Raw genomic sequence first — 20,146 nt, 5'->3', positions numbered from 1 at the left:
ATTTTCCCTGATTATATTCAGCTGGCTTACTGCTCCGAGACGTATTGGACCTTAATCTTATCCTGGGTAACGCTCAGTTCCTTCATTACAAAATCCACGATGCCAACCGCCTGCTTCACATCCAGCTTATCGCTGAGCACTACGATCGTATAGGCGTCTCCGGCTTCTTCTTTCACAATGGCCTCGCCGTATTTTTGTTGAAGCTTTTCTTCAATCCCGGTGATTTTGGATTCCTTCTCTTCCAGCTTGCTCAGTTGCTCCTGGGCTGCTGCATTCTCGGCCGGTGTCTTATCCATATCGTTAATCAGCGCCAGCAGATCATTATGATCCTTCAGGTTCTTCTGCTCGCGTTCGTACAGGTAGTTCGTGAACAGGCTGCTGGCCGATACGCTCTGCGAAGCCACCTCATCCAGAATAGCCTCGTCGTCCTTCGCCGGAGTCTTGTCTACAGCGGCTGACGTATCCTTGCTGTCTTTGCTGTCCTTAGTGTCCTTATTCTCCTTGCTGTCCTTGCTGCCAGCCGTATCCTTGCCGTTATCAGCCGTAGTAGTGGCCGCCTTGTCCGTTGCTGCAGTTGTATCCTTAGCAGTGTTACTGCTGTCTGCAACCACACTGCTGTCATCTATCACAGCCGGAGTCGTAATGTCCTCAGTTGCCACTGTCGATGCTGCTTCATCCTTGGAGGTCTTGCTGCTGTCATCCACGGTTCCTACTGCAATCCCTTTGTCCGTGCTGACCTCTTTGATGACAAGTCCGCTGTCCAGCGTAGTGGAGGTTCCGCCGCCCGTCCCGTCTTTGATAGTGTCCACCTGGATGCTGCCTGCGGTTTCTTTGGGGATGGGAGCCCCCGTATCTTCCGTGAACAGATAATATGCAGAGAGCACTACCATCAAACTGAGCATAGAAACCAGCCAAATCGTTTGTCTTTTGCCCTTCATTGTTTATACCTCCTATAATTTTGTTGCCAGCCCTCTTGTCGTGTGTGTCATGTGTATCGTACAAGCCTCTTCTGTTAAAGCATATGCCGGGGTTGCCGGAGACATGCCTATTCCTGCTTGCGCGGGACAACAGAAATCCGGTAGACCGGTACGTTAAGCCCTTTTTCAACCGCCTGCTCAATCAGACTGCGCACGACCTTGTTCTCTGCCCCTTTGGCAACCACCAGCACTCCCCGTACCTGAGGCTTCACCCGCTTGGTTATAATCGGAGCCTCGTTCCCTGACTGGCTGTAAGTGACGATCTGGCCGTCCCTGGTGTACTGGGTGGTATGGCGTTTACCGCCGCTGGCATCCGTTTCTTCACTTTGCTGCTGCGAGTCGTTCATATTGCGCTGCACGATAATCTCTTCTGTGGAATCTACGGTGACCATGATATCCACAGTACCGACCCCCACGATTTTCTCCAGAATCCCCTTCGTACGGTTCTCCATCGCCAGTTCGATGCTGTCAAAAGAATTCGCGCTCCCGGTCTCCTGCTGCAGGACCGTCTGTGAGGTCTCGCTGTCCGGCGGTTCACGCCCTGTGTTCTCGTTGTCCAGCTTCTTCACATTCACGAAGGAGTTGAACAGCATGATCGCAACGCCCAGCAGACCGATAATGATTAGCCAGCGGAAGGTGTGGCTGCGCTTCGGGCTGCCGCTGCCGCCTCCGGCCCACTGCTCCAGCTTTTTCAGCCAATTGCCCATTGATTTCCCTCCTTCAATTATGATTTCACGGTACCGCCCCCGCTGCTCTGCACCTTGATCAGAGCGGGGTCCAGGTTCCAGTTCTTCTCCAACAGATGGATAATTGTTCCAGCTTCTTCCGCCAGGGTCTCCTGCACTCCCTCTATGCCGCTCCCGGAAGAGGAGGAAGCCGGAGCCGAACCACCACCTGAGAAGGACGCTTCCTGCGCTTCACCATCCCCGCCGCTGCCTTCCAGACTGACCTGGACCGGTTCTACAGGGTTAATCTGTATCGGCCCGGCTGACGGGAGGGATGCTGTACCCTTGCCCGGGACAGCGCCTCCAGAGGCGCTCTGCTCCGGCGGAAGAGCTACCGTGACCGAGGAGATCAGCGGCACCTCCTCGCCGAGCGGCGCATTTGGATTCGGACCCATGGCCAGGGCCACCGTCACCTTCACCCCGCCGAGCCCGGTGCTCCCGGCAATCTGGTCGCGCATCTGGCCGGCGATTTCCTCGGCAGCCAGCTTCAGGCTCTGGTCACGCGCTCCGGCGGCAAGCATCCGGCCGTCTGCCAGAATCTTGTCCAGCGAATCCGGTGCGCCCTCCGCCTTGTTCAGCAGCCCCCCGCTTCTCTCCTGCTGCTGCATCGCCACGGTCAGCTCCTTGCTGGCATCGCCCTTCAGCAGAGAGATTATCGGGCTGAGCATCGTTAGCAGTACCAGCAGACTGAGCACCAGCCTGGCATAGCGTTCCATGGATTTACTGGGCAGCAGCATCTCCACGAATGCAGCCATCAGCACGACGAGAATCAGCTCATGGAGCCAACTGCTGAGCCAGGACATGGCGCACCTCCTTATCCTTTCGTTCTATCGCATCATCACGGTCACATTGCCCGCAGTCAGCATAATGGTTACAGCCAGGAAGAACATCAGCGAGACGGCAGCCAGCGCCGCGAAGACGTAAATCATGCTTTTGCCGATCGTCTGCAGGCAGGTCACAATCGGTGTCTCGCCCAGCGGCTGCATCACAGCTGCGGCCAGATTGTAGATCAGGGCGAGGATCAGTATTTTGATTGCCGGGAACGCGCACAGGAAGAGGATAATGATCACTCCCGACAGCCCGATGGCGTTCTTCACCAGCAGTGAGGCCGAGATGACCGTGTCCGTGGCATCCGCGAACATTTTACCGATCACCGGCACGAAATTTCCTGTAATATATTTGGCCGCGCGTATGGTCACTCCGTCTGTAACGGAGCTGGTAATCCCCCGGACGGAGATCACGCCCAGAAACACAGTCAGCAGCACCCCGAGCAGCCCGGCCCCTATATTGCGCAGCAGATTCGCCAGATGGGTCAGCTTGTATTTATCCGACATGGCGCTCACCAGATGCAGCACCGCCGAGAAGAACAGCAGCGGGAAGACCAGCGTATGAATCAGCGTGCCTACGGTATGGATCATGAATACGATCAGCGGATGGGTCACCGACACCGTGACGATATTGCCCATTGAAGCCAGCAGCGCGAACAGCAGCGGAATCATAGCCATCATGAAGTCGATCATCCGGTCGATGGCATCCTTGGCATAGCCGATAGCGACATTGAAGCTGTTAACGGCGATGACCAGCACCACCATGTAGCAGAGCATATAAGCAATCCTGCTGACTGATTTCCGTTCAAAAGCGGTCTGCAGCGTCTCCAGAATCATGCTCAGCACACTGATCATCACAATCGTGACCAGCAGCTTGCCGTTGTAGAGTACCTCATGCCACATGAAGTTCATCAGACCGGACAATACGCTTTTGAAGCTTAAGCCCTTATCTCCCGGCAGCAGCATATCCATCAAGGAAGGCGTCCGTCCCTCCGGGAAAAATCCGCCGTAATCCTTCATCAGCTGGTCCCAGTAAGACTCGACTTTGTCTTTTGGCAGATGCTCCACCTGCCCTTTCACCCACTGGTCAACAGGAGACGCAGGGCCTCCGCTGCCGCCTGTAGCCGGGGACGAAGGAACCGGAGCTGTGCTTGCCGCACTTGCAGAACTTGCATCACTTGCGGCGCTTGCCGTGCTTGCACACAGCATAAGCATGTGGAGCACCAGCAGCAGAGCTGGCAGAAGCAGGAGCGCTTTCACCCCTTTTGGCGGCCGAAAAATACTATGCTCCTGCATTCCCCTCACCTCCGCTTTCCTCCAACTTGTCCGGCATGTCCGCTGTATCAGGCTGGCAGCAGCTTCATGACCGTTTCAATAATAATGCTGATAATCGGAACAGCCAGCACCATGATCAGCACCTTGCCGGCCAGCTCAATCTTGGAAGCAATCGATTCCTGCCCGGCATCCCTCACGATCTGCGCCCCGAATTCCGCAATATAGGAGATGCCGATGATTTTGAACACGGTTTTGATGTGGATCATTTCCATCCCGGAAGACTCCGCCACCCGCTCCAGCGTACCTAGAATCGTTCCGATCTTGCCGATCAGGAACAGGAAGATCAGGATGCCGGCCGCCGTGGTCAGCAGGAAGGCGAATACCGGCTTTTGTTCCTTCAGGACGAGGATAAGGACCGTCGCCAAGATGCCAATTCCCACAATCTGAATGATTTCCATAACTTCAGCCTACTGAAAAAGAAAAATCGTTTTGATTTCCTGCAGCAGCCCATCCAGCATCCGGATGACCATGAACAGGACAATGATAAAGCCGACAATCGTTACCCAGTGGGCGATATCCTCTTTACCCATCTGCTTAAGCACCGTATGGATCATGGCGATAATGATGCCGATGCCGGCAATCTGAAAGATCGCGTTGACTTCAATATTCATTCCTGGCACCTCGCTAAAAGATCAAAATGACGATCAATGCTCCAAGCAGCAGACCCAGGCTTTTACTCACCTTCTCATACTTGCCCTGATCTTCTCTGGCCGCTGTCTCCTCCTGCTTCAATTGCTGTAAAGCCAGTGCAATATGCGTGCTCTGATTCGGCCGGTCACTGGTTCCGAGCGTGCAGCTTAGCTGCCGGATGATCTCCTTCTCCGTGCCCCGCAGCGATGCGCTGCTCCAGTGGGCTTCCATCGCCCGCCGGATGGCCTCTTCCGCACTGTAGTTATGCGGCGGGTTCATCTCCTCCGCCGCCGTAAGGAAAAAAGCTCTCAGCGGCTCCTTCGTCTGCATCCCGATCCGGCGCAGCGCCTCCGGCAGCGGCGTGTAGCCGTACTGGATCTCGGTCTCCAGCCGCTGGAGCGCGGCAATCAAGGCCCGGATGTGCCTCGGCCGGTCGGCATACTGGGCCGCCCGCTTGAAGCCGGCCAGGGTTCCCGCCAGCACGATCAGTACCGCGCCAAGCAGCTTAAGCATGGCGGTCACCCCCTGACACCGGCTGCTGCTCCGGCGAGACCAGCAGCAGCCCGCGCTTCTGGGCGTCCAGAACGCGGAAGGACAAGCCAGAGGCTCCACGGTGCAGTATCACATACCGCTCGAACATCCGGTGCTCCAGCAGCCCGCCAAGTCCGGGCCGCCGGGCAAGCTCGGACACTTCCTTGCCGTGCGCGGAAGCGACCACCGAGATCCCGGCGTGCAGCGCCTCTGTCACTGCCTCTGCGTCCTCCATGCGGCCGATTTCATCGGCGATCAGCACATCGGGCGACAGGGAGCGGATCATCATCATCATGCCCTCCGCCTTGGGGCAGCCGTCCAGAATATCCGTGCGCGGCCCGACATCGAAGGCCGGAATTCCCCGGCGGCTGCCCGCGATCTCAGAGCGTTCGTCGACGATGCCGACCTTCAGCCCCGGCCGGCTGCCTTCCCGGCCGCCGCTTGCGCCAGCCGACAGCTGCCTGGCCAGATCTCGCAGCAGTGTGGTCTTGCCATGCTGCGGCGGGGACAGAATCAGCGTATGCATCACACGCTGCCGCCCCCGGTCCAGCAGATAAGGCAGCACGCCGTCGGCGATGCCGTGCACCTCACGGGCAATCCGCACGTTGAAGCCGGTAATATCACGCAGATGCTCCACGCCGCCCCCGCTCAGCACCGTCCGGCCGCAGAGACCGATCCGGTGTCCGCCCGGAATCGTGATGAAGCCCTTGCGCAGCTCCTCTTCCATCGTATAGAGGGAATGATTGCTGATGAGGTCCAACAGCCGGTGCGTATCCTCCCGGTCCGGCCGGTAAGCCTCGCCGGGAAGCTGGGTCAGGGTGCCGCCGGCACCGATGAAATGATACTTGCCGGAATAGTTGATCTCCAGCGGCCGTCCCTCACGGACGCGAATCTCCTCCACCTTGTCCAGGAGCGCAGCGGGGAGGCCGCCGAGCAGCGCTCTTACTTTTTCGGGAAACAACAGAAGCCAGTCATTTGTCATACCAGGTACCCCCAAGCTGTCCTCTACTAAATAGCTTTATTTCATATTTATGCTTGTACTTATGCTTTATGCCTATCATCTATCATTTCTTGAGAATCCCGAATAAGAGAATAGCCACCCCACAGCCAATCCAGCCGAGCTTCCCCCAGGACAGCTGCTCTGCCATCCCTGTAAGGCCGACAGCCGTGGTCAGAATGAGGATCGTAGGGCCGACAAGCGCCAGTCCCGAATTGACAGCCAGCGCCTTATCCACCTGATTCAGCTTCAGCATAATCAAGGCCGCCGCAATCTCTACACTGCCGGACAGCAGCCGCAGGGCCGACATCCAGCTTACATACTTGTCCAAATATCCCAACTCCCTTTTTACAAATCTATGGGCCCGCCCGCCATTTCACTGCAAATCAAACAAGCTGTTATCCATGGATATGCGGAAGGGGGCGACTTTAGACAAGAAGAAATGGGGATACTAGCACAGATTTCAGGAGGTGTGAAAGATATCATAGTGCCGCACCCCATAAAAAAATATCATCGGTATGATAAAATTAATTTTGCCGTATTTAAAGATAACTGAGCAGAGAAGGGGATCATAGTCATGCAGGTTCGTAATTTCGTAGTACCGCTTGTATCAGGAACGATAACCAGACAGGTAAAAGAGGTAGCTATTATTATATTTTCAGCCTTCCTGGTAGCAGCCGGCCTGCGGTTATTCCTGATTCCGCACCAGCTCCTAAGCGGCGGGGTAGCCGGGACAGCTTCCATCATCGGGTATTTGACCCATCCAAAGTATATTTCGTTGTATTATTTCGCCATCAATCTGCCAATCCTGATCTGGGGCTTCGTCGCCGTGGGCAAAAAGTACATCTGCTACAGCATGCTGTCCGTCCTGTCCACTACCTGGTTCCTGACGGTGATTCCTGTAGTGAAGCTTACCAAGGACCCGATTCTGGCCAGTATCTTCGGCGGGGTGATTATTGCGGGAGGGGTGGGCTTCTCATTGCGGGCGGGCGGTTCTTCCGGGGGCTTCGACATTCTCGGCTCGATCATTACCCGCAAGCGGGATATTCCTATGGGCACCGTGCTGTTCGTCATGGACGGTCTGGTGATCTTAAGTCTCGGCTTCTTCAAAAGCTGGGATTCCGCGCTGTACGCAATGCTCTGTATCTTCGTCAAAAGCCGGGTGGTGGACATGATCCACATCCGCCATATCAAGCTGACCTGCTTCATCGTCACGAAAGAGCGCGAGAAAATGCTGAACCGGCTGACCAGTCTGCCGCACGGCATCACGGTTGTGAACGCCGAGGGCGGATACAGCCACGAAGGCAATACGATGCTGATGACCGTAACCACCCGCTATGAGCTGGCAGATCTGCGCAAAACGATTCTGGAGACCGATCCGAAATCCTTCGTTAACGTGCTGGAGACGGTAGAGATTATGGGCAGGTTCCGGCGGCTGAGCTAAGCAGGAGCGAACTTGCTGCCACCCGCCGGAGCGTCAGGCAAGTAACATATTTTGCGGCAAAAGAAAAGAGTGCTGTTCTCCGCTTTTGCGGGTAACAGCACTCTTTTTAACTTAGGATTAAGACTCGATTCTTAGCGGCGGTCCTGCGGACCTCCAACGAAGGCTTGCTCTTGTGTATCCAGGTTATAGGCGGTATGCAGCGCCTGGATGATCTGCTGCAGGTTGCCGGATTCAATCACACAGGATACCTTGATCTCGGAGGTGCTGACCATCTTGATGCTCACGCCTTCATTCGAGATCACCTCGAACATTTTGGCAGCAACCCCCGGGTGGCTGACCATTCCGGCGCCGACAATCGACACCTTGACCAGACTGTCCTCGGAAGTCACTTCACGGTAAGGCAATACGCTGTGCAGTTCCTCGATAACCTCCTTGGCCTTCACAAGATCTCCAAGCGCTACAGTGAAGGAGAAGTCAGCCGTCTTGTTCTGCACTCCGCTCTGCACGATAATATCAACATCCACACCTTCATCGGCCAGCTTGCCGAATACCTGAGCGAGTACCCCCGGCACATCAGGAACTCCCAGAATACTGATCCGGGCTACATTCTTGTCATAGGCAATTCCGCTAACCACTACACCCTGCTCCATGCTTGCTTCCTCCTTCACCACAGTACCTTCATTATGGTTAAAGCTTGATCTGACGACCAGCTTCACTTGATATCGTTTGGCATATTCCACGGCACGCGGATGCAGCACTGCTGCCCCGAGATTCGCCAGCTCCAGCATCTCGTCATAGGAGATTTCCTTCAGCTTGCGCGCCGTCTTCACAATCCGCGGGTCAGTCGAGTAGATTCCGTCTACATCGGTGTAAATCTCGCAGACATCCGCCTTGATGGCTGCTGCCAGCGCAACCGCTGTCGTATCTGAGCCTCCGCGGCCCAGCGTAGTGATCTCGCCATCCAGCGTCATGCCCTGGAAGCCGGCTACAATCACAATCTGCTCCCGCTCCAGCGACTCCAGCACCCGGCGCGGAACAATCTCACTGATCCGTGCCCGGCCGTGGGTCTCATCGGTACGGAACCCGGCCTGCCAGCCTGTATAGGATACGGCATTCCGGCCGATCCCGTGAAGTGCGATCGACAGAAGCGCTACGGAGATCTGCTCCCCGGTAGTCATCAGCATATCCATCTCGCGTGCGGGGGGCTGACCGTTCAGCTGATTCGCCTGATCGATCAGATCATCTGTGGTATCTCCCATAGCGGAGACCACCACCACGCAGCGATGTCCTTCATCCTGCTTGGCTGCGATCCGCCCGGCAACCCGCTTCATACGTTCAATGTCGCCGACGGAGCTGCCCCCGAATTTCATGACATAAAGTGACAAAGTTCCATTCACTCCCTATTTCGCTCTAAAGTAGCTTAAATTTTGGTTAATGCTTTAACACAGTATAATACGAAAATCATAACATGCGTTAATGGTTTCACAAAATAAAATGCCCATTTTTGATGAACCCGGCCATAACCCCGAACCTTCACGACCTAAATCAGGGGCACTAATGCTCCTCATTCGCTCATCCAGCCCACTTCGGCCCAATTCAGGTGCAATAGTGCACCTCATTCGCTCGTCCAGCCTACTTCGGCCCAATTCAGGTGTACTAGTGCACCTCAATCGCTCATCCAGCCCGCTTTAGCCCAATTCTGGTGCACTAATGCTCCTTATTACTCCACTCCATATTCTGCCCACCTGAGACGCCTGCCAGAGGGATTTATCCCTTTTATTCCTAATGTGCCGCCCGCTTTCTGCAAATCTGAGGGATTTATCCCTTTGATTTCCCCTTCATGTCCACTTTTAGCTTAATCTGAGGGATTTATCCCTTTAATCCCTCCGTTCAGCTAACATTCCACTAAATCAGAGGGATTTATCCCTTTTATCCTTTTAATCCCCTTTCCCTCCACTTATTCCCTCTCGCCCAGCCTGACACAGCAAAAAGACCTCCGCCGCATCAAGCGGGGAGGCCCTCAAGTTACATCTGAAATCCAAAAAGGCTCTTACGCGCGGGAGATATATTTACCTTCGCGGGTATCGACCAGGAGAACATCTCCTTCATTGATGAACAGCGGTACCTGGACCGTATGACCGGTCTCCAGAACAGCCGCTTTGGTTGCGCCTTGAGCCGTGTTACCCTTAACGCCAGGTTCGGTCTCGGTAACCTTCAGCTCTACGCTGGTCGGCAGGTTGATCCCGAGGATTTCGCCCTGGTAGCTGACGATATTTACCGTCATGTTCTCTCTAAGGAAGTTAAGCTCCCATTCGAGCTGCTTGGCTGTCAATTCGAACTGGTCGTAAGTCTCGTTGTCCATGAACACATGCTCAGAGCCGCTTGCATACAGATACTGTACGCCACGGTTCTCGATGATGGCGCGGCCAATCGTTTCACCGGCACGGAACGTGCGTTCAACCGTATTGCCGTTACGCAGGTTCTTCAGCTTGGAGCGGACGAAGGCTGCGCCTTTACCCGGCTTCACGTGCTGGAAATCTAGGACGGTGAAGATGTCCCCTTCTACTTCTACGGTCAGGCCTGTCTTGAAATCGTTAACTGAAATCACAAAAAATCCCTCCTGGAATCCATAAATGAACTGAATAATAGTGTCTTACAGTACCAAATAATCCTTCGATGAATCTGTCAGCAGCGTGATGCCGCTCTCGGTAATGACAATATCATCTTCAATCCGTACGCCGCCAAGACCTGAGAGATAGATTCCCGGCTCCACAGTGACAACCATCCCCGGCTGGATGACTTCATCCGCCAGCTTGGACAAGCGCGGCCATTCATGTACTTCCATTCCGAGACCATGGCCTGTGCTGTGGCCGAAGTATTCACCATACCCGTAGCGGGTGATGATATCTCGGGCCAGGGCATCACATTCACGGCCGGTCATGCCGGGCTTGATATGCGCCAGCGTATGAAGCTGCGCTTCAAGCACAATATCGTAGATCTCCTTCAGCTTAGGGTCCGGTGATCCCAGAGCAATCGTACGGGTCACATCGGAGCAATAACCGTCCAGGAGCGCGCCGAAATCGAAGGTGACGAATTCGTTGTTCCCGATAACCTTGCTGCTCGCTACACCATGCGGCATAGCTGAACGCTCACCGGAAGCGACGATTGTATCGAACGAAGACGAAGTTGCACCATGCGTACGCATGTAGAATTCCATTTCCAGATCGACATCGCGTTCCGTCATGCCCGGCTTGATCACATTCAGGATATGACTGAAGGTGGCGTCTGCCAGATCGGCAGCCCGCTGCATCACAGCCAGCTCTTCCTCGTCCTTGAACATGCGCAGGTTCTCAACAGCCTTAGATACCGGTACCATAGCTGCCGGGGCAAGAGCCTCCGCATAAGCGGTGTACGCACTGAAGGTCACATCATCCTGCTCGAAGCCGACACGGACTTGTCCGCCCTTCGGCAGCAGTTCCCGCACGGTGTCAATGAATTTCGAGTCATGCTGTACCACCTTGAGGCCATTCACCTGTTCCGAGGCCTGTGTCATATACCGGAAATCCGTCAGCAGATAACTGTCATCACCGGTAACCAGTACAACCCCGGAGGAGCCGGTGAACCCACTCAAATAGCGGCGGTTATATCCGCTGGTAATTAACATCGCATCCAGTCCCAGTTCCTGCAGAACCTTACGCAGCTTGGAGACGCGCTTGTTGCCCATTTTCATTCTCCTCTCGAAATAGCCACATTGTATTTTACCATAGCGGCAGGCCAACTGAGAAGTTTTTTCGAAGGGCCTAGGCCAGCTTCGTCTGCTGTTCGCGTTTGCGTTCATCCGTATACTCGATTGCCGCCGTATATCCGATGAATAATCCCCATAGCAGGAAGAGACAGAATTCGCTGATCACCGTGATCCAAGGCAGCTTGAACGGCGGCTGGAGCAGGAATAAGCGCGAGCAGGCCAGGAACAGGACCGACCACCACAGCACCCCGTAGAACATCCCGGGCCAAGGTCCGTTAAGCTTCCGGAACACCAGCACATAGATTAAGGACGAGAGTACCGACAGAATGATAAAAAATAAATATCCGAGCAAATGCCCGGCAGGCGTCACCAAAAACTCATGCTTGAAAAAAGGCTCCGCCAAAAATCCCGGAATGACCTTAGTGAAGTGCAGAACATACATCAGCCAGTGCAACCCTCCCCAGATTAAACCGGCGAAATAACCCAGTTCAATGGAGAAATAAAAAGGATTCGTCTGGACGCTTTTGTGCTTGCTTGAAGAACTCATAGAGCTCCCTCTCTTTCGGTATGGGGTTAATCCGGTTTCCACTCCGCTCTCTACAGCTAGTATGTACAGCTAACGGCAATCCAACTAGTAATGTGCTTAAAAATTAGTTACAATGTATTATATAAATCATATCAATATACGGGAAGGTGAATTGGTTGTCCCAGGAAACTCCCAGTTACGGCGGCCAAGCCGTCATCGAAGGCGTCATGTTCGGCGGCAAGCATGTCAACGTAACAGCCGTAAGACGAAAGAATCAGGAGATTACATTTTTGGAGGTGCCGAAGAGCGATAAGAGCTGGGTCCTTAAACTGCGCAAGATTCCGCTGCTTCGCGGCATTGTCAGTATTATAGATTCCAGCGCCAAAGGCTCGAAGCACTTGAACTATTCGGCAGAATCCTATGCCGAGGATGAGACGGAGCCGGAAGAGCTTGCCAAGCAGCAAGCGAAGAACAAGAAGAAGGACGAAGGCTGGAGCCTCGGAATGATCTTCGGCGTAGCTATAATGGGGATTCTTTCTTTCCTGTTCGGCAAGCTGATTTTCACGCTGGTCCCGGTATTCGTAGAAGATTTTTTGTTCAAAAATGTATTTGACAACTATATTCTGCACAACCTTGTGGAAGGCGGCATCAAGCTGATTCTCCTGCTCGTCTATCTCTGGGCGATCTCGCAGACGCCAGTGATCAAGCGGCTCTTCCAATATCACGGAGCTGAGCACAAGGTCATCAGCGCCTTTGAAGCTGGTGAAGAGCTGACCGTAGCGAACGTACAGAAATACAGCCGTCTGCATTACCGCTGCGGAAGCAGCTTCATGATGCTGACGATTATCCTCGGTGTAATTATCTACTCGGTCGTCCCGTGGAATTCCCTGATGGAACGGGTGCTGCAGCGTATCGTTCTTTTGCCGGTGGTCATCGGAATCTCGTTCGAGGTACTGAAGGGCACGAATGCGGTAAGAGATATTCCCGGCCTTAAGTATCTGGGGTACCCGGGCCTGTGGCTGCAGCTGCTGACTACCAAGGAACCGAAAGACGATATGGTAGAGGTGTCGATCGCTTCCTTCAACCGGATGCGGGAGCTGGACGCTGCAATTGAAGCAAAAGGATATTCGGAGGCAAGTGTGTCAGGCGGCATTTTGGATCCTGCGAAAGGATGATTAGCCAATGATCAGACATGCTTTGATATTTTGGATTACGACAGCTCTTGCCGTATGGGGCCTGATGATAGATATTATGGCACGCGGCCTGATGGCCTTGTCCATCTTCATCTTACCCCTGATTCTGCTGGGACTGTTGTATTACGCCTACAAAGTGGCCCCCGGCAGAATGGGAGGCGGACCCGGTCGTCCGCGCACCAAGGTTAAGCCTTCAGCCAAAACGATGTCCAAGGTTGCCGGCATCCGCAAGACCACTGGCTCACCCGGTAAGCGCAAAAGCTATCCCTTCCAGGTCATCGAAGGCAGCAAGGGGAAGAATGATGATCAGCTGCCCAAATATCACTGAATACTAAATTTAACGAAGCAGAGCTGCAAAAGGCATCCCCACTTGAGGAAATCTCGTGGGGATGCCTTTTTTCTGGAAAGATAAGAATTTATAGGTTTTGGTTTAGTTACCGCCTTGGAGCAGCGGGATGAAGGGTTGCCCTCCAGGTATAGGAAGGCGGTGCCGGACGATAGTTAGCAAAGAACTCTTCTCCGGCTGCGATGCCCGCCGTATACAAGGCGTCCGTCTGTGCCTGCGTGATATGAAACGCGGTGGTGGAGATACCCAGCGTAGGGATTTTGACCGTACGAATGAATTTATCCGTCTCAATATACCGTTCATCATGCGCGGAGAGCATCGTCTCCACCATCGCCTCCAGCATGCTGAACGGCCCCGTAATATGATGCGGCTGCGGAGCCGTCTTCCCGATCAGCTGGTAGCCTATGGTTGGTGTTCTGCGCCCGGGGGACTGGAAGCCGTCCTTCTTCTCATCGAACAGCCAGAGCGGGAAATTACTCAGCACCCCGCCGTCTACCATATAGACCAGCTGCCCGCTGAACGGCTTCCCCCTTGCCGCCTCTCCGGCCAGCCGCAGGATCACCGGATCGAAGAAATACGGAATGCTGCAGCTCATCCGCACCGCCTTGGCGACTTCGAAGCTGTCAGGCTCTATCCCGTACAGCACCAGATCGTCGGGCAACACCACAATCCGCCCGTTGGTGATGTCTGATGTAATTACCCGCAGCTTGCCGCGCGGCAGGTCCCGGAATCTTACTACCCCCTTATCCAGCAGCAGGCCGCGAATCCACGCTTCCAGCGCCTGGCCCGAGTACAGCCCCTTCTTGAGGAGCACGCGCAAGGCCGGTCCAATGTAGGCAGTATTGTATAAGGCTCCCCGTTTCAGGAACGCGGTGAACGGCGTATGCCGGATAATCCGGCTCATCGCCTCCCCGCTGTACCCCGCTGCCAGCAGTGAGGCAATGATCGAACCGGAAGACGTCCCTGCCACCCTACCGAAGGTGCGGCCTGCGCGTTCCGTCGCCTCCACCGCACCTGCCAGGGCAATCCCTTTGACTCCCCCGCCTTCAAATACTGCGTTAATCTCCATACATGGCAAACCCCCGTTCCATAGAATGTATTGTTATCTATGAGCACGGGGGACTATTCATGACTTAACTCTTGAAATAGAAGCTGAGCAGGCTGGCCAGCCCATACGGGTCACGGACGACAATATCATTCGCCCGGAACAGGATGCTGCCTCCCACCTCATCGTACTTCTCATTATATTTGAGCTGGTTGATAATCTGATTCCCGCTCTGCCATTCCGCTGTCTGCTTGGTATCCCCTACCTTGTAGGAGGCCAGGCCGATGTACAGCTTAACCTTCGTTCCCTTAACCTCGTTCACCCACCAGTCCACCAGCTTATCATAACGGGCGGCGCTGAAGGAGAGGCTCCAATAGACCTGCGGGGCAACATAATCGATCCAGCCGCTCTGAATCCAGGTGCGCACATCTGCATACATGTCATCGTAGGCTGACACCCCTGCTGTAGTATCTGAGCCGGTGCTGTCCGCTTTTTTGTTGCGCCATACCCCGAACGGGCTGACCCCGTAAGAAACGGACGGCTTCGCTGCATGAATCTCCTGCCCCAGCTGGCGGATGAACTGGTTGATATTATCCCGCCGCCAGTTGCCTTTGCTGCTAATTCCTTGTGTATTGAAGGTCTTGAAGGCCGTATCATCGGCAAAAGCTACATTTGAAGGATAAAAGTAATCATCCAGATGTACTCCATCGATATCATACCCTCTGACCACCTCCATCACCGTGTCAATGATATGCTGCCGCGCATCTGGAATCCCCGGATTTATGTACAGCTTGTTCTCGGCCTTGACGATCCAGTCCGGATGAAGCTTGGCGACATGGTTAGAGGCTAGACTGCTGGTAGATGCGTCTGTCGTAGCCCGGAACGGATTGAACCAGGCGTGCAGCTGCATTCCCCGGCTGTGGGCACTGCTAACCATATAGGCCAGCGGGTCGTAGCCGGGCTCCTTCCCCTGAGTTCCGCTAAGCACCTTGGACCAGGGCACGATCTGTGAAGGATAAAGTGCATCCCCAGACGGTCTGACCTGGACGAATACACTATTGAATCCGGCCGCCTTCAGCTTGTCCAGCAGGCTGTCGAACTCTTTCTTCTGCTTGTCGGGATTGCCTGCCGAAGACGTCGAGGGCCAATCCAGATTATACACAGTGGATACCCAGGCGCCCTTCATCGCCTTACTGGTCTTGGCACCAGGAATAGAAGGTACGGTTGGTGACGGTACCGTTGGTATTGGCACAGACGGCGTAGGTGGTACAGTTGGTGTAGGCACTGACGGAACTGACGGCACCGCAGGCGTCGAAGGCGCGCCGATCTCCTTGCCGGAATATAAGGAAATATGCTTCGTCGCCTGATCCCAGAGTACCTGAAGCCCAAGCTGCTCGCTTACAAACCGCAGCGGAACCATGACCCGGCCCTGCGTGATCTGCACAGAAGTATCCAGACGGACAGACGCCCCGTTAACGATGGCGCTTGTTTTGCCGCTGGTCAGCTGCAGTATATTATTATCCTTGCTGATAGTTGCTGTCTTACTGGCCTGATCCCATTTCACACCGGCCCCCAGTCCCTGGCTAATCACACCGGCAGGCACCATCGTAACGTTGGTACGTGTAATATACGGCGGCACATCCGGATTCAGCGTCTCCCCATCCAGTTCAATGGTAATTTGCACAGAAGCTGCGCGCACACCCGGCGTCCACGCGGGCAGACATAACATAACGACGAGCAGTCCTACGATCCATTTTCGGTAATTCATAATTCCTCCCAGGTCTTGAAGTTGTATATATAAAAAATGACCCTCTCATCCTTAAGTAAGGGAGAAGGCCGCTCTTTGGTGTAAACGGAATCCTTCCTGAAGTGAAAAAGGAACGGTACCCGTTTTGACGTAAAAAAACTGGAAAGGTTGCGCTAATCAAACAAAAAAAGCCACGTTTATGAATCGCTGGCCATCTCATGGTGAATATCATACAAGGTCTGCACACGCGCTTCATCCCGGCGGAAATACTCCACCAGCGTTTCGATCCGGGTGATGGAATCCCAGCTCAAGTGATGCTCAATGCCTTCAACATCCTTATAAATATGCTCTTGCTGCACCCCAATAATCCCGAGGAACTCCTCCAGCAGCTGATGGCGGTCCACAAGACGTTTCCCCACTTTTTTTCCTTTGCTTGTTAGGACAAGCCCACGATATTTCTCATAGATGAGATATTCGTCCTTATCCAGTTTTTGGATCATCTTGGTCACAGAGGAGGGATGGACTTCCAGCCCCTCGGCAATATCCGAGACCCGCGCATAACCCTTCTCGTCGATGAGCTTATATATGCGCTCCAAATAATCCTCCATGCTGGGTGTTGGCATTCTAGCTTACCTCTTTTCTATAATGAGCGTAACGGTGGGACCGGGCCTTGCTCTAACAATGATACATGCTTCTGCCGCTCCTTGGCAAGTCCTGCCGGTCATCCGCTTCCCCGGTTAGTGATGTTTACCATGATTCCATTCGCCTGCGGATTGGCACAATAACGGTATCCTCATCCCGAAGGAGCGTGAAATAATGACCTTAATCACACCCGAACGCCCTCCTGCCAAAAGACAGCGCAAGCCCACCGGACTGTTCATCCCGGAGCTGGTTTTCTTCGAGCCCGATGCGCTCAATTATCCCAAAGGGGAGCGGATTATGGAATGGGTCAAGTCCCGGAATATTCCCTACCGTATGACCACCTCGCATAACCGGATTACCAACCTGCCCGGCGAGACGGAAACCGAGCAATACAAAATCGCCAAACGGACGCTTGTGGTCGGCTTGCGCAAGACGCTAACTTTTGACCAGTCGAAGCCGTCTGCCGATTATGCGATTCCGATTGCCACCGGGTGCATGGGCCACTGCCATTATTGTTACCTGCAGACTACGCTGGGAGCGAAGCCCTACATCCGCGTCTATGTCAATACCGGGGACATCATCGATGCAGCCAAAAAATATATCACCGAGCGTTCCCCGGAAATTACGACGTTCGAAGCGGCCTGCACTTCAGACCCGCTCGGCCTTGAGCATATTACCGGCTCGCTGACGGAGCTGATCGAATTCATGGCGGAAGAGCCGCTCGGGCGGCTGCGCTTCGTAACCAAATACCAGCATGTCGAGCCGCTGCTTAAGCTGAAGCATAACGGCCATACCCGTGTACGCTTTAGCGTGAACGCCGACTATGTAATTAAAAACTTCGAGCCGGCCACCTCACGCTTCGAGGAACGCATTGAGGCCGCCGGACAGATCGCCCGTGCCGGGTATCCGCTGGGCTTCATCATTGCCCCTATTATCTGGCATGACGGCTGGGAAGACGGCTACAGCGAGCTGCTGGAGAAGCTGGCGCATGCCCTGCCATCGGGCATTGGCAAGGGGCTGACCTTCGAGATGATCCAGCACCGCTTCACCAAGACGGCCAAGACCGTCATCGAGAAGCGTTATCCGAAGTCAAAGCTGGAGATGGACATCGAGAAGCGCAAGAAGAAATGGGGCAAATGGGGACAGAACAAATATGTCTACCCGGACGAACAGCAAACCGCCCTGCGCGAATTCATCACAGAGCGGATTTTTGAGCATTTTCCGGAAGCGGCTATTGATTACTTCACTTAAAGCTTCATTTAGAAAATCAGCCAGCGCGGCGTAATGCCCTGCAGCCAGATCGTAATGCGGAACATCTGGTCGGTGAACAGCAGGATGCCCATGAATACCATCAGACCGCCGCCCAGCTTCATCAGCAGGTTGGAGTATTTCAGGATCTTGCGCGCCCCGCCCAGGAAAAAGGCCAGTCCGAAGAACGGCAGTGCAAAGCCGATACTGTACGCCGTAATCATCGTAAACCACGTTCCCGGATCACTGGCCGATAGCGCGATAATGGCTGTTAGAATCGGTCCGATACACGGTGACCAGCCTGCCGAGAATCCGATGCCAAAGATGAAGGAGCCCAGGTACCCGGCAGGCTTCCATCTCAGCTCCAGCTTGCGTTCCCGGAGCAGGAACTGCGGCTGGAAGACACCCAGCAGGAAAAGCCCCATGACAATAATAAGGATCGCCGATAATTGACGGATCAGATCCCGCTGGCCGTTGAAGAATTCACCGAACAAGCCGGCTCCAAAGCCAAGCGTATAGAACACTGCCGAGAAGCCCAGAATAAACGCCAGTGTATGCGAGAGGGTCCGGAGACGGACCTCTTTGCTGTTGCTGCCGCTCTTCAGCTCCTGCACCGATAAGCCAGTAATATAAGATAGATAAGAAGGATAGAGCGGCAGGCAGCATGGCGATATGAATGACGCCACTCCGGCGGCAAAAGCGATTCCTGCATTCAGGTTGGACACGGGCGCATCTCCTTCCATAGTCGGGGTCACTCGGGTCACTTCATGTAGCAGCAGTACAGATACAATTATGTAGTTGGTGCTGAGGGCGGCCGGTTATCCATCTGTTTGTTAGGCTGGCAGCCCTTTTTTGCCGATGAGGGTCAGGGTTAATAGTGCAATTAACAGCAGAACAATCGTTGCTCCAGGAGCCAGATTCCATACTCCAGCAATGACCAGTCCGCCAATAACGGCAATCTCGGCAATCGCCACGGACAGAATAACCGAAGACTTGAAGCTCCGTGACAGCAGCAGACTAATGGCTACAGGAATGGTCAGCAGCGCAGAGACCAGCAGCGAGCCGACAATCTTGATCGCCGTACTGATCACCAGAGCCGTTAATACCGTAATCAGCATATTGAGCAGCTTCACCGGAAGTCCGCTGACACTTGCCGCGTCCTCTTCGAAGCTGAGCAGGAAGAATTCCTTGAAGAATAAGGTTACGACGACCACAACGGCAATCGTTACGATTCCCACCACGATAAGATCCGTAGTATTGAGCGTATAGATGCTGCCGAACAAATAGCTCATTACATCTGCATTATACCCTTTGCCCAGGGTGAAAAAAAGGGAGGCCAGCGCTACACCGCCCGACATGATGATGGCAATGGACAGCTCGGCGTAGCTTTTGTAGGCTTTGCGCAGCTTCTCAATCGCAAATGAGGCCACAACCGCAAAGATCAGCCCCGCACCCAGCGGATAAAAGCCTGTCAGAAAGCCCAGCGCTACACCGGCAATCGTAACATGTGCCAGCGTATCTCCGATCATGGACAGACGCCGCAGCACCAGAAAAACGCCGATCAGCGGCGCGGTAATGCCAATCATCAGCCCGCCGGCCAGCGCCCGCTGGAAAAAATCACTAAACAGGATTTCCAAGATGATGTTCTCTCCTACTTTCAAATATGAAACCTTTCATTGCAAAAGCTTTTAGCCATCCCTCCCAAACCCTCCCTTCCCGAAGGGAGGGCCCCAAGGGCTCCGCCCTCTGGACACCCGCTGAGTGCAATTGGCGTGGGAGGAACGACTTGCGGCGCTTAGAGGCGTTGGTGGAAGGATCGCTTTACCTCCCTGCGGGATACGCTTCACAGGGGGCGGGATCTACATACGTTACAAGACTAAGATCAAAAGACTAAGATCAAAAAATTAAGATCAAAAGATTAAGGGATCGTCCTATGTTGTACAATGGACGATCCGAAAACTGACTTGAGCGTTCTATGTTGTACAATGGACGATCCAACTGATGAGATCCTGACAACATCTCATCCTCCGATTGCAGAACGTACAACAGAATCTTAACTTTTGAGCGGTTAATCGGGTTCTGTTGTATTTCGTACAATGGATATTGGCAGAAGGGCTGGAAAACGGCCGATATCAAAAAATCTAATGTACAAACTGCAACAGAACAGCAAAAAGGGCAGAAATTCGGG

General features: G+C 54.0%; 22 protein-coding genes. 4 read left to right on the top strand and 18 right to left on the bottom strand.

Translation table 11 applies throughout. The features are described 5' to 3' along the window. Window positions 1-26 precede the first annotated feature (26 nt). The 9 genes from NSS64_RS07395 to NSS64_RS07355 all read right to left on the bottom strand — a co-directional run bounded on the left by NSS64_RS07395 (window position 27) and on the right by NSS64_RS07355 (window position 6,353). Complete coding sequence (locus NSS64_RS07395) at window positions 27-938, bottom strand: SpoIIIAH-like family protein (RefSeq protein ID WP_340993583.1); 912 nt, start codon at window positions 936-938, stop codon at window positions 27-29. Window positions 939-1,045: 107 nt separating this feature from the next. Continuing rightward, window positions 1,046-1,684, bottom strand: coding sequence for a stage III sporulation protein AG (spoIIIAG, locus tag NSS64_RS07390; protein ID WP_341139723.1), 639 nt, complete (start codon window positions 1,682-1,684; stop codon window positions 1,046-1,048). Between the two features lie 17 nt (window positions 1,685-1,701). Continuing rightward, entirely contained in the window at window positions 1,702-2,505 is an 804-nt protein-coding gene (gene spoIIIAF, locus NSS64_RS07385; RefSeq protein ID WP_341139722.1) for a stage III sporulation protein AF, read from the bottom strand. Between the two features lie 24 nt (window positions 2,506-2,529). Further along, window positions 2,530-3,825 (bottom strand): stage III sporulation protein AE, encoded by a 1,296-nt coding sequence (gene spoIIIAE / locus NSS64_RS07380; RefSeq protein ID WP_341139721.1) that lies wholly within the window; start codon window positions 3,823-3,825, stop codon window positions 2,530-2,532. 47 nt (window positions 3,826-3,872) lie between these two features. Continuing rightward, a complete protein-coding gene (spoIIIAD, locus tag NSS64_RS07375) occupies window positions 3,873-4,262 on the bottom strand; it encodes a stage III sporulation protein AD (protein ID WP_036698407.1) in 390 nt (129 codons plus the stop codon). A gap of 9 nt (window positions 4,263-4,271) precedes the next feature. Continuing rightward, window positions 4,272-4,475 (bottom strand): stage III sporulation protein AC, encoded by a 204-nt coding sequence (spoIIIAC, locus tag NSS64_RS07370; RefSeq protein ID WP_020426549.1) that lies wholly within the window; start codon window positions 4,473-4,475, stop codon window positions 4,272-4,274. Between the two features lie 13 nt (window positions 4,476-4,488). Next, window positions 4,489-5,007, bottom strand: coding sequence for a stage III sporulation protein SpoIIIAB (gene spoIIIAB / locus NSS64_RS07365; RefSeq protein WP_339249529.1), 519 nt, complete (start codon window positions 5,005-5,007; stop codon window positions 4,489-4,491). Then, on the bottom strand, window positions 5,000-6,007 hold the full coding sequence (gene spoIIIAA / locus NSS64_RS07360; RefSeq protein ID WP_341139720.1) for a stage III sporulation protein AA: 1,008 nt from the start codon (window positions 6,005-6,007) through the stop codon (window positions 5,000-5,002). Before spoIIIAA ends, spoIIIAB begins: the two co-directional genes overlap by 8 nt. Window positions 6,008-6,089: 82 nt before the next feature. Next, window positions 6,090-6,353: a YqhV family protein gene (locus tag NSS64_RS07355; protein ID WP_425355101.1), complete on the bottom strand. Its 264-nt coding sequence runs from the start codon at window positions 6,351-6,353 to the stop codon at window positions 6,090-6,092. Window positions 6,354-6,599: 246 nt separating this feature from the next. On the opposite strand from NSS64_RS07355, the gene NSS64_RS07350 reads away from it, so the two are divergent. Continuing rightward, window positions 6,600-7,466 carry a YitT family protein gene (locus NSS64_RS07350; RefSeq protein ID WP_340939481.1) on the top strand — a complete coding sequence of 289 codons (867 nt, stop codon included), beginning with the start codon at window positions 6,600-6,602 and terminating at the stop codon, window positions 7,464-7,466. 131 nt (window positions 7,467-7,597) lie between these two features. On the opposite strand, the gene NSS64_RS07345 is transcribed toward NSS64_RS07350, so the two are convergent. The 4 genes from NSS64_RS07345 to NSS64_RS07330 all read right to left on the bottom strand — a co-directional run bounded on the left by NSS64_RS07345 (window position 7,598) and on the right by NSS64_RS07330 (window position 11,758). After that, window positions 7,598-8,851, bottom strand: a complete 1,254-nt coding sequence (locus NSS64_RS07345; RefSeq protein ID WP_340939480.1) for an aspartate kinase — start codon at window positions 8,849-8,851, stop codon at window positions 7,598-7,600. Between the two features lie 665 nt (window positions 8,852-9,516). After that, window positions 9,517-10,074 (bottom strand): elongation factor P, encoded by a 558-nt coding sequence (gene efp / locus NSS64_RS07340; protein ID WP_036731916.1) that lies wholly within the window; start codon window positions 10,072-10,074, stop codon window positions 9,517-9,519. A gap of 45 nt (window positions 10,075-10,119) precedes the next feature. Beyond that, entirely contained in the window at window positions 10,120-11,190 is a 1,071-nt protein-coding gene (locus NSS64_RS07335) for a M24 family metallopeptidase (RefSeq protein ID WP_341139719.1), read from the bottom strand. 76 nt (window positions 11,191-11,266) lie between these two features. After that, window positions 11,267-11,758, bottom strand: coding sequence for a YqhR family membrane protein (locus NSS64_RS07330; protein ID WP_341139718.1), 492 nt, complete (start codon window positions 11,756-11,758; stop codon window positions 11,267-11,269). Window positions 11,759-11,964: 206 nt separating this feature from the next. On the opposite strand from NSS64_RS07330, the gene NSS64_RS07325 reads away from it, so the two are divergent. Next, the gene (locus tag NSS64_RS07325; RefSeq protein ID WP_445253495.1) at window positions 11,965-12,912 is read left to right on the top strand and encodes a DUF1385 domain-containing protein; all 948 of its coding nucleotides are present in this window, start codon (window positions 11,965-11,967) and stop codon (window positions 12,910-12,912) included. Between the two features lie 7 nt (window positions 12,913-12,919). Further along, window positions 12,920-13,258, top strand: a complete 339-nt coding sequence (locus NSS64_RS07320) for a hypothetical protein (RefSeq protein WP_341139717.1) — start codon at window positions 12,920-12,922, stop codon at window positions 13,256-13,258. A gap of 106 nt (window positions 13,259-13,364) precedes the next feature. On the opposite strand, the gene NSS64_RS07315 is transcribed toward NSS64_RS07320, so the two are convergent. From NSS64_RS07315 to mntR, 3 genes are all read right to left on the bottom strand, one after another. Beyond that, complete coding sequence (locus NSS64_RS07315; RefSeq protein ID WP_341139716.1) at window positions 13,365-14,345, bottom strand: patatin-like phospholipase family protein; 981 nt, start codon at window positions 14,343-14,345, stop codon at window positions 13,365-13,367. A 64-nt stretch (window positions 14,346-14,409) separates the two neighbouring features. Then, the gene (locus NSS64_RS07310) at window positions 14,410-16,089 is read right to left on the bottom strand and encodes a family 10 glycosylhydrolase (RefSeq protein ID WP_341139715.1); all 1,680 of its coding nucleotides are present in this window, start codon (window positions 16,087-16,089) and stop codon (window positions 14,410-14,412) included. Between the two features lie 176 nt (window positions 16,090-16,265). After that, a complete protein-coding gene (mntR, locus tag NSS64_RS07305) occupies window positions 16,266-16,691 on the bottom strand; it encodes a transcriptional regulator MntR (protein WP_340939475.1) in 426 nt (141 codons plus the stop codon). A gap of 193 nt (window positions 16,692-16,884) precedes the next feature. On the opposite strand from mntR, the gene splB reads away from it, so the two are divergent. After that, a complete protein-coding gene (gene splB / locus NSS64_RS07300) occupies window positions 16,885-17,961 on the top strand; it encodes a spore photoproduct lyase (protein WP_341139714.1) in 1,077 nt (358 codons plus the stop codon). A gap of 8 nt (window positions 17,962-17,969) precedes the next feature. Here splB and NSS64_RS07295 read toward each other — a convergent pair whose 3' ends face one another. Together NSS64_RS07295 and NSS64_RS07290 are read right to left on the bottom strand one after the other, a co-directional pair. Beyond that, complete coding sequence (locus tag NSS64_RS07295; RefSeq protein ID WP_445667833.1) at window positions 17,970-18,701, bottom strand: cytochrome c biogenesis CcdA family protein; 732 nt, start codon at window positions 18,699-18,701, stop codon at window positions 17,970-17,972. 90 nt (window positions 18,702-18,791) lie between these two features. Beyond that, window positions 18,792-19,595, bottom strand: coding sequence for a metal ABC transporter permease (locus NSS64_RS07290; protein ID WP_340752718.1), 804 nt, complete (start codon window positions 19,593-19,595; stop codon window positions 18,792-18,794). Between the last annotated feature and the right edge of the window lie 551 nt (window positions 19,596-20,146).

It is taken from the genome of Paenibacillus sp. FSL H8-0122 (assembly GCF_038005345.1).
GTDB lineage: Bacteria > Bacillota > Bacilli > Paenibacillales > Paenibacillaceae > Paenibacillus_AQ.
The sequence above is the reverse complement of the archived record's forward strand: the minus strand, read 5'-3'. Positions and strand labels throughout refer to the sequence as shown.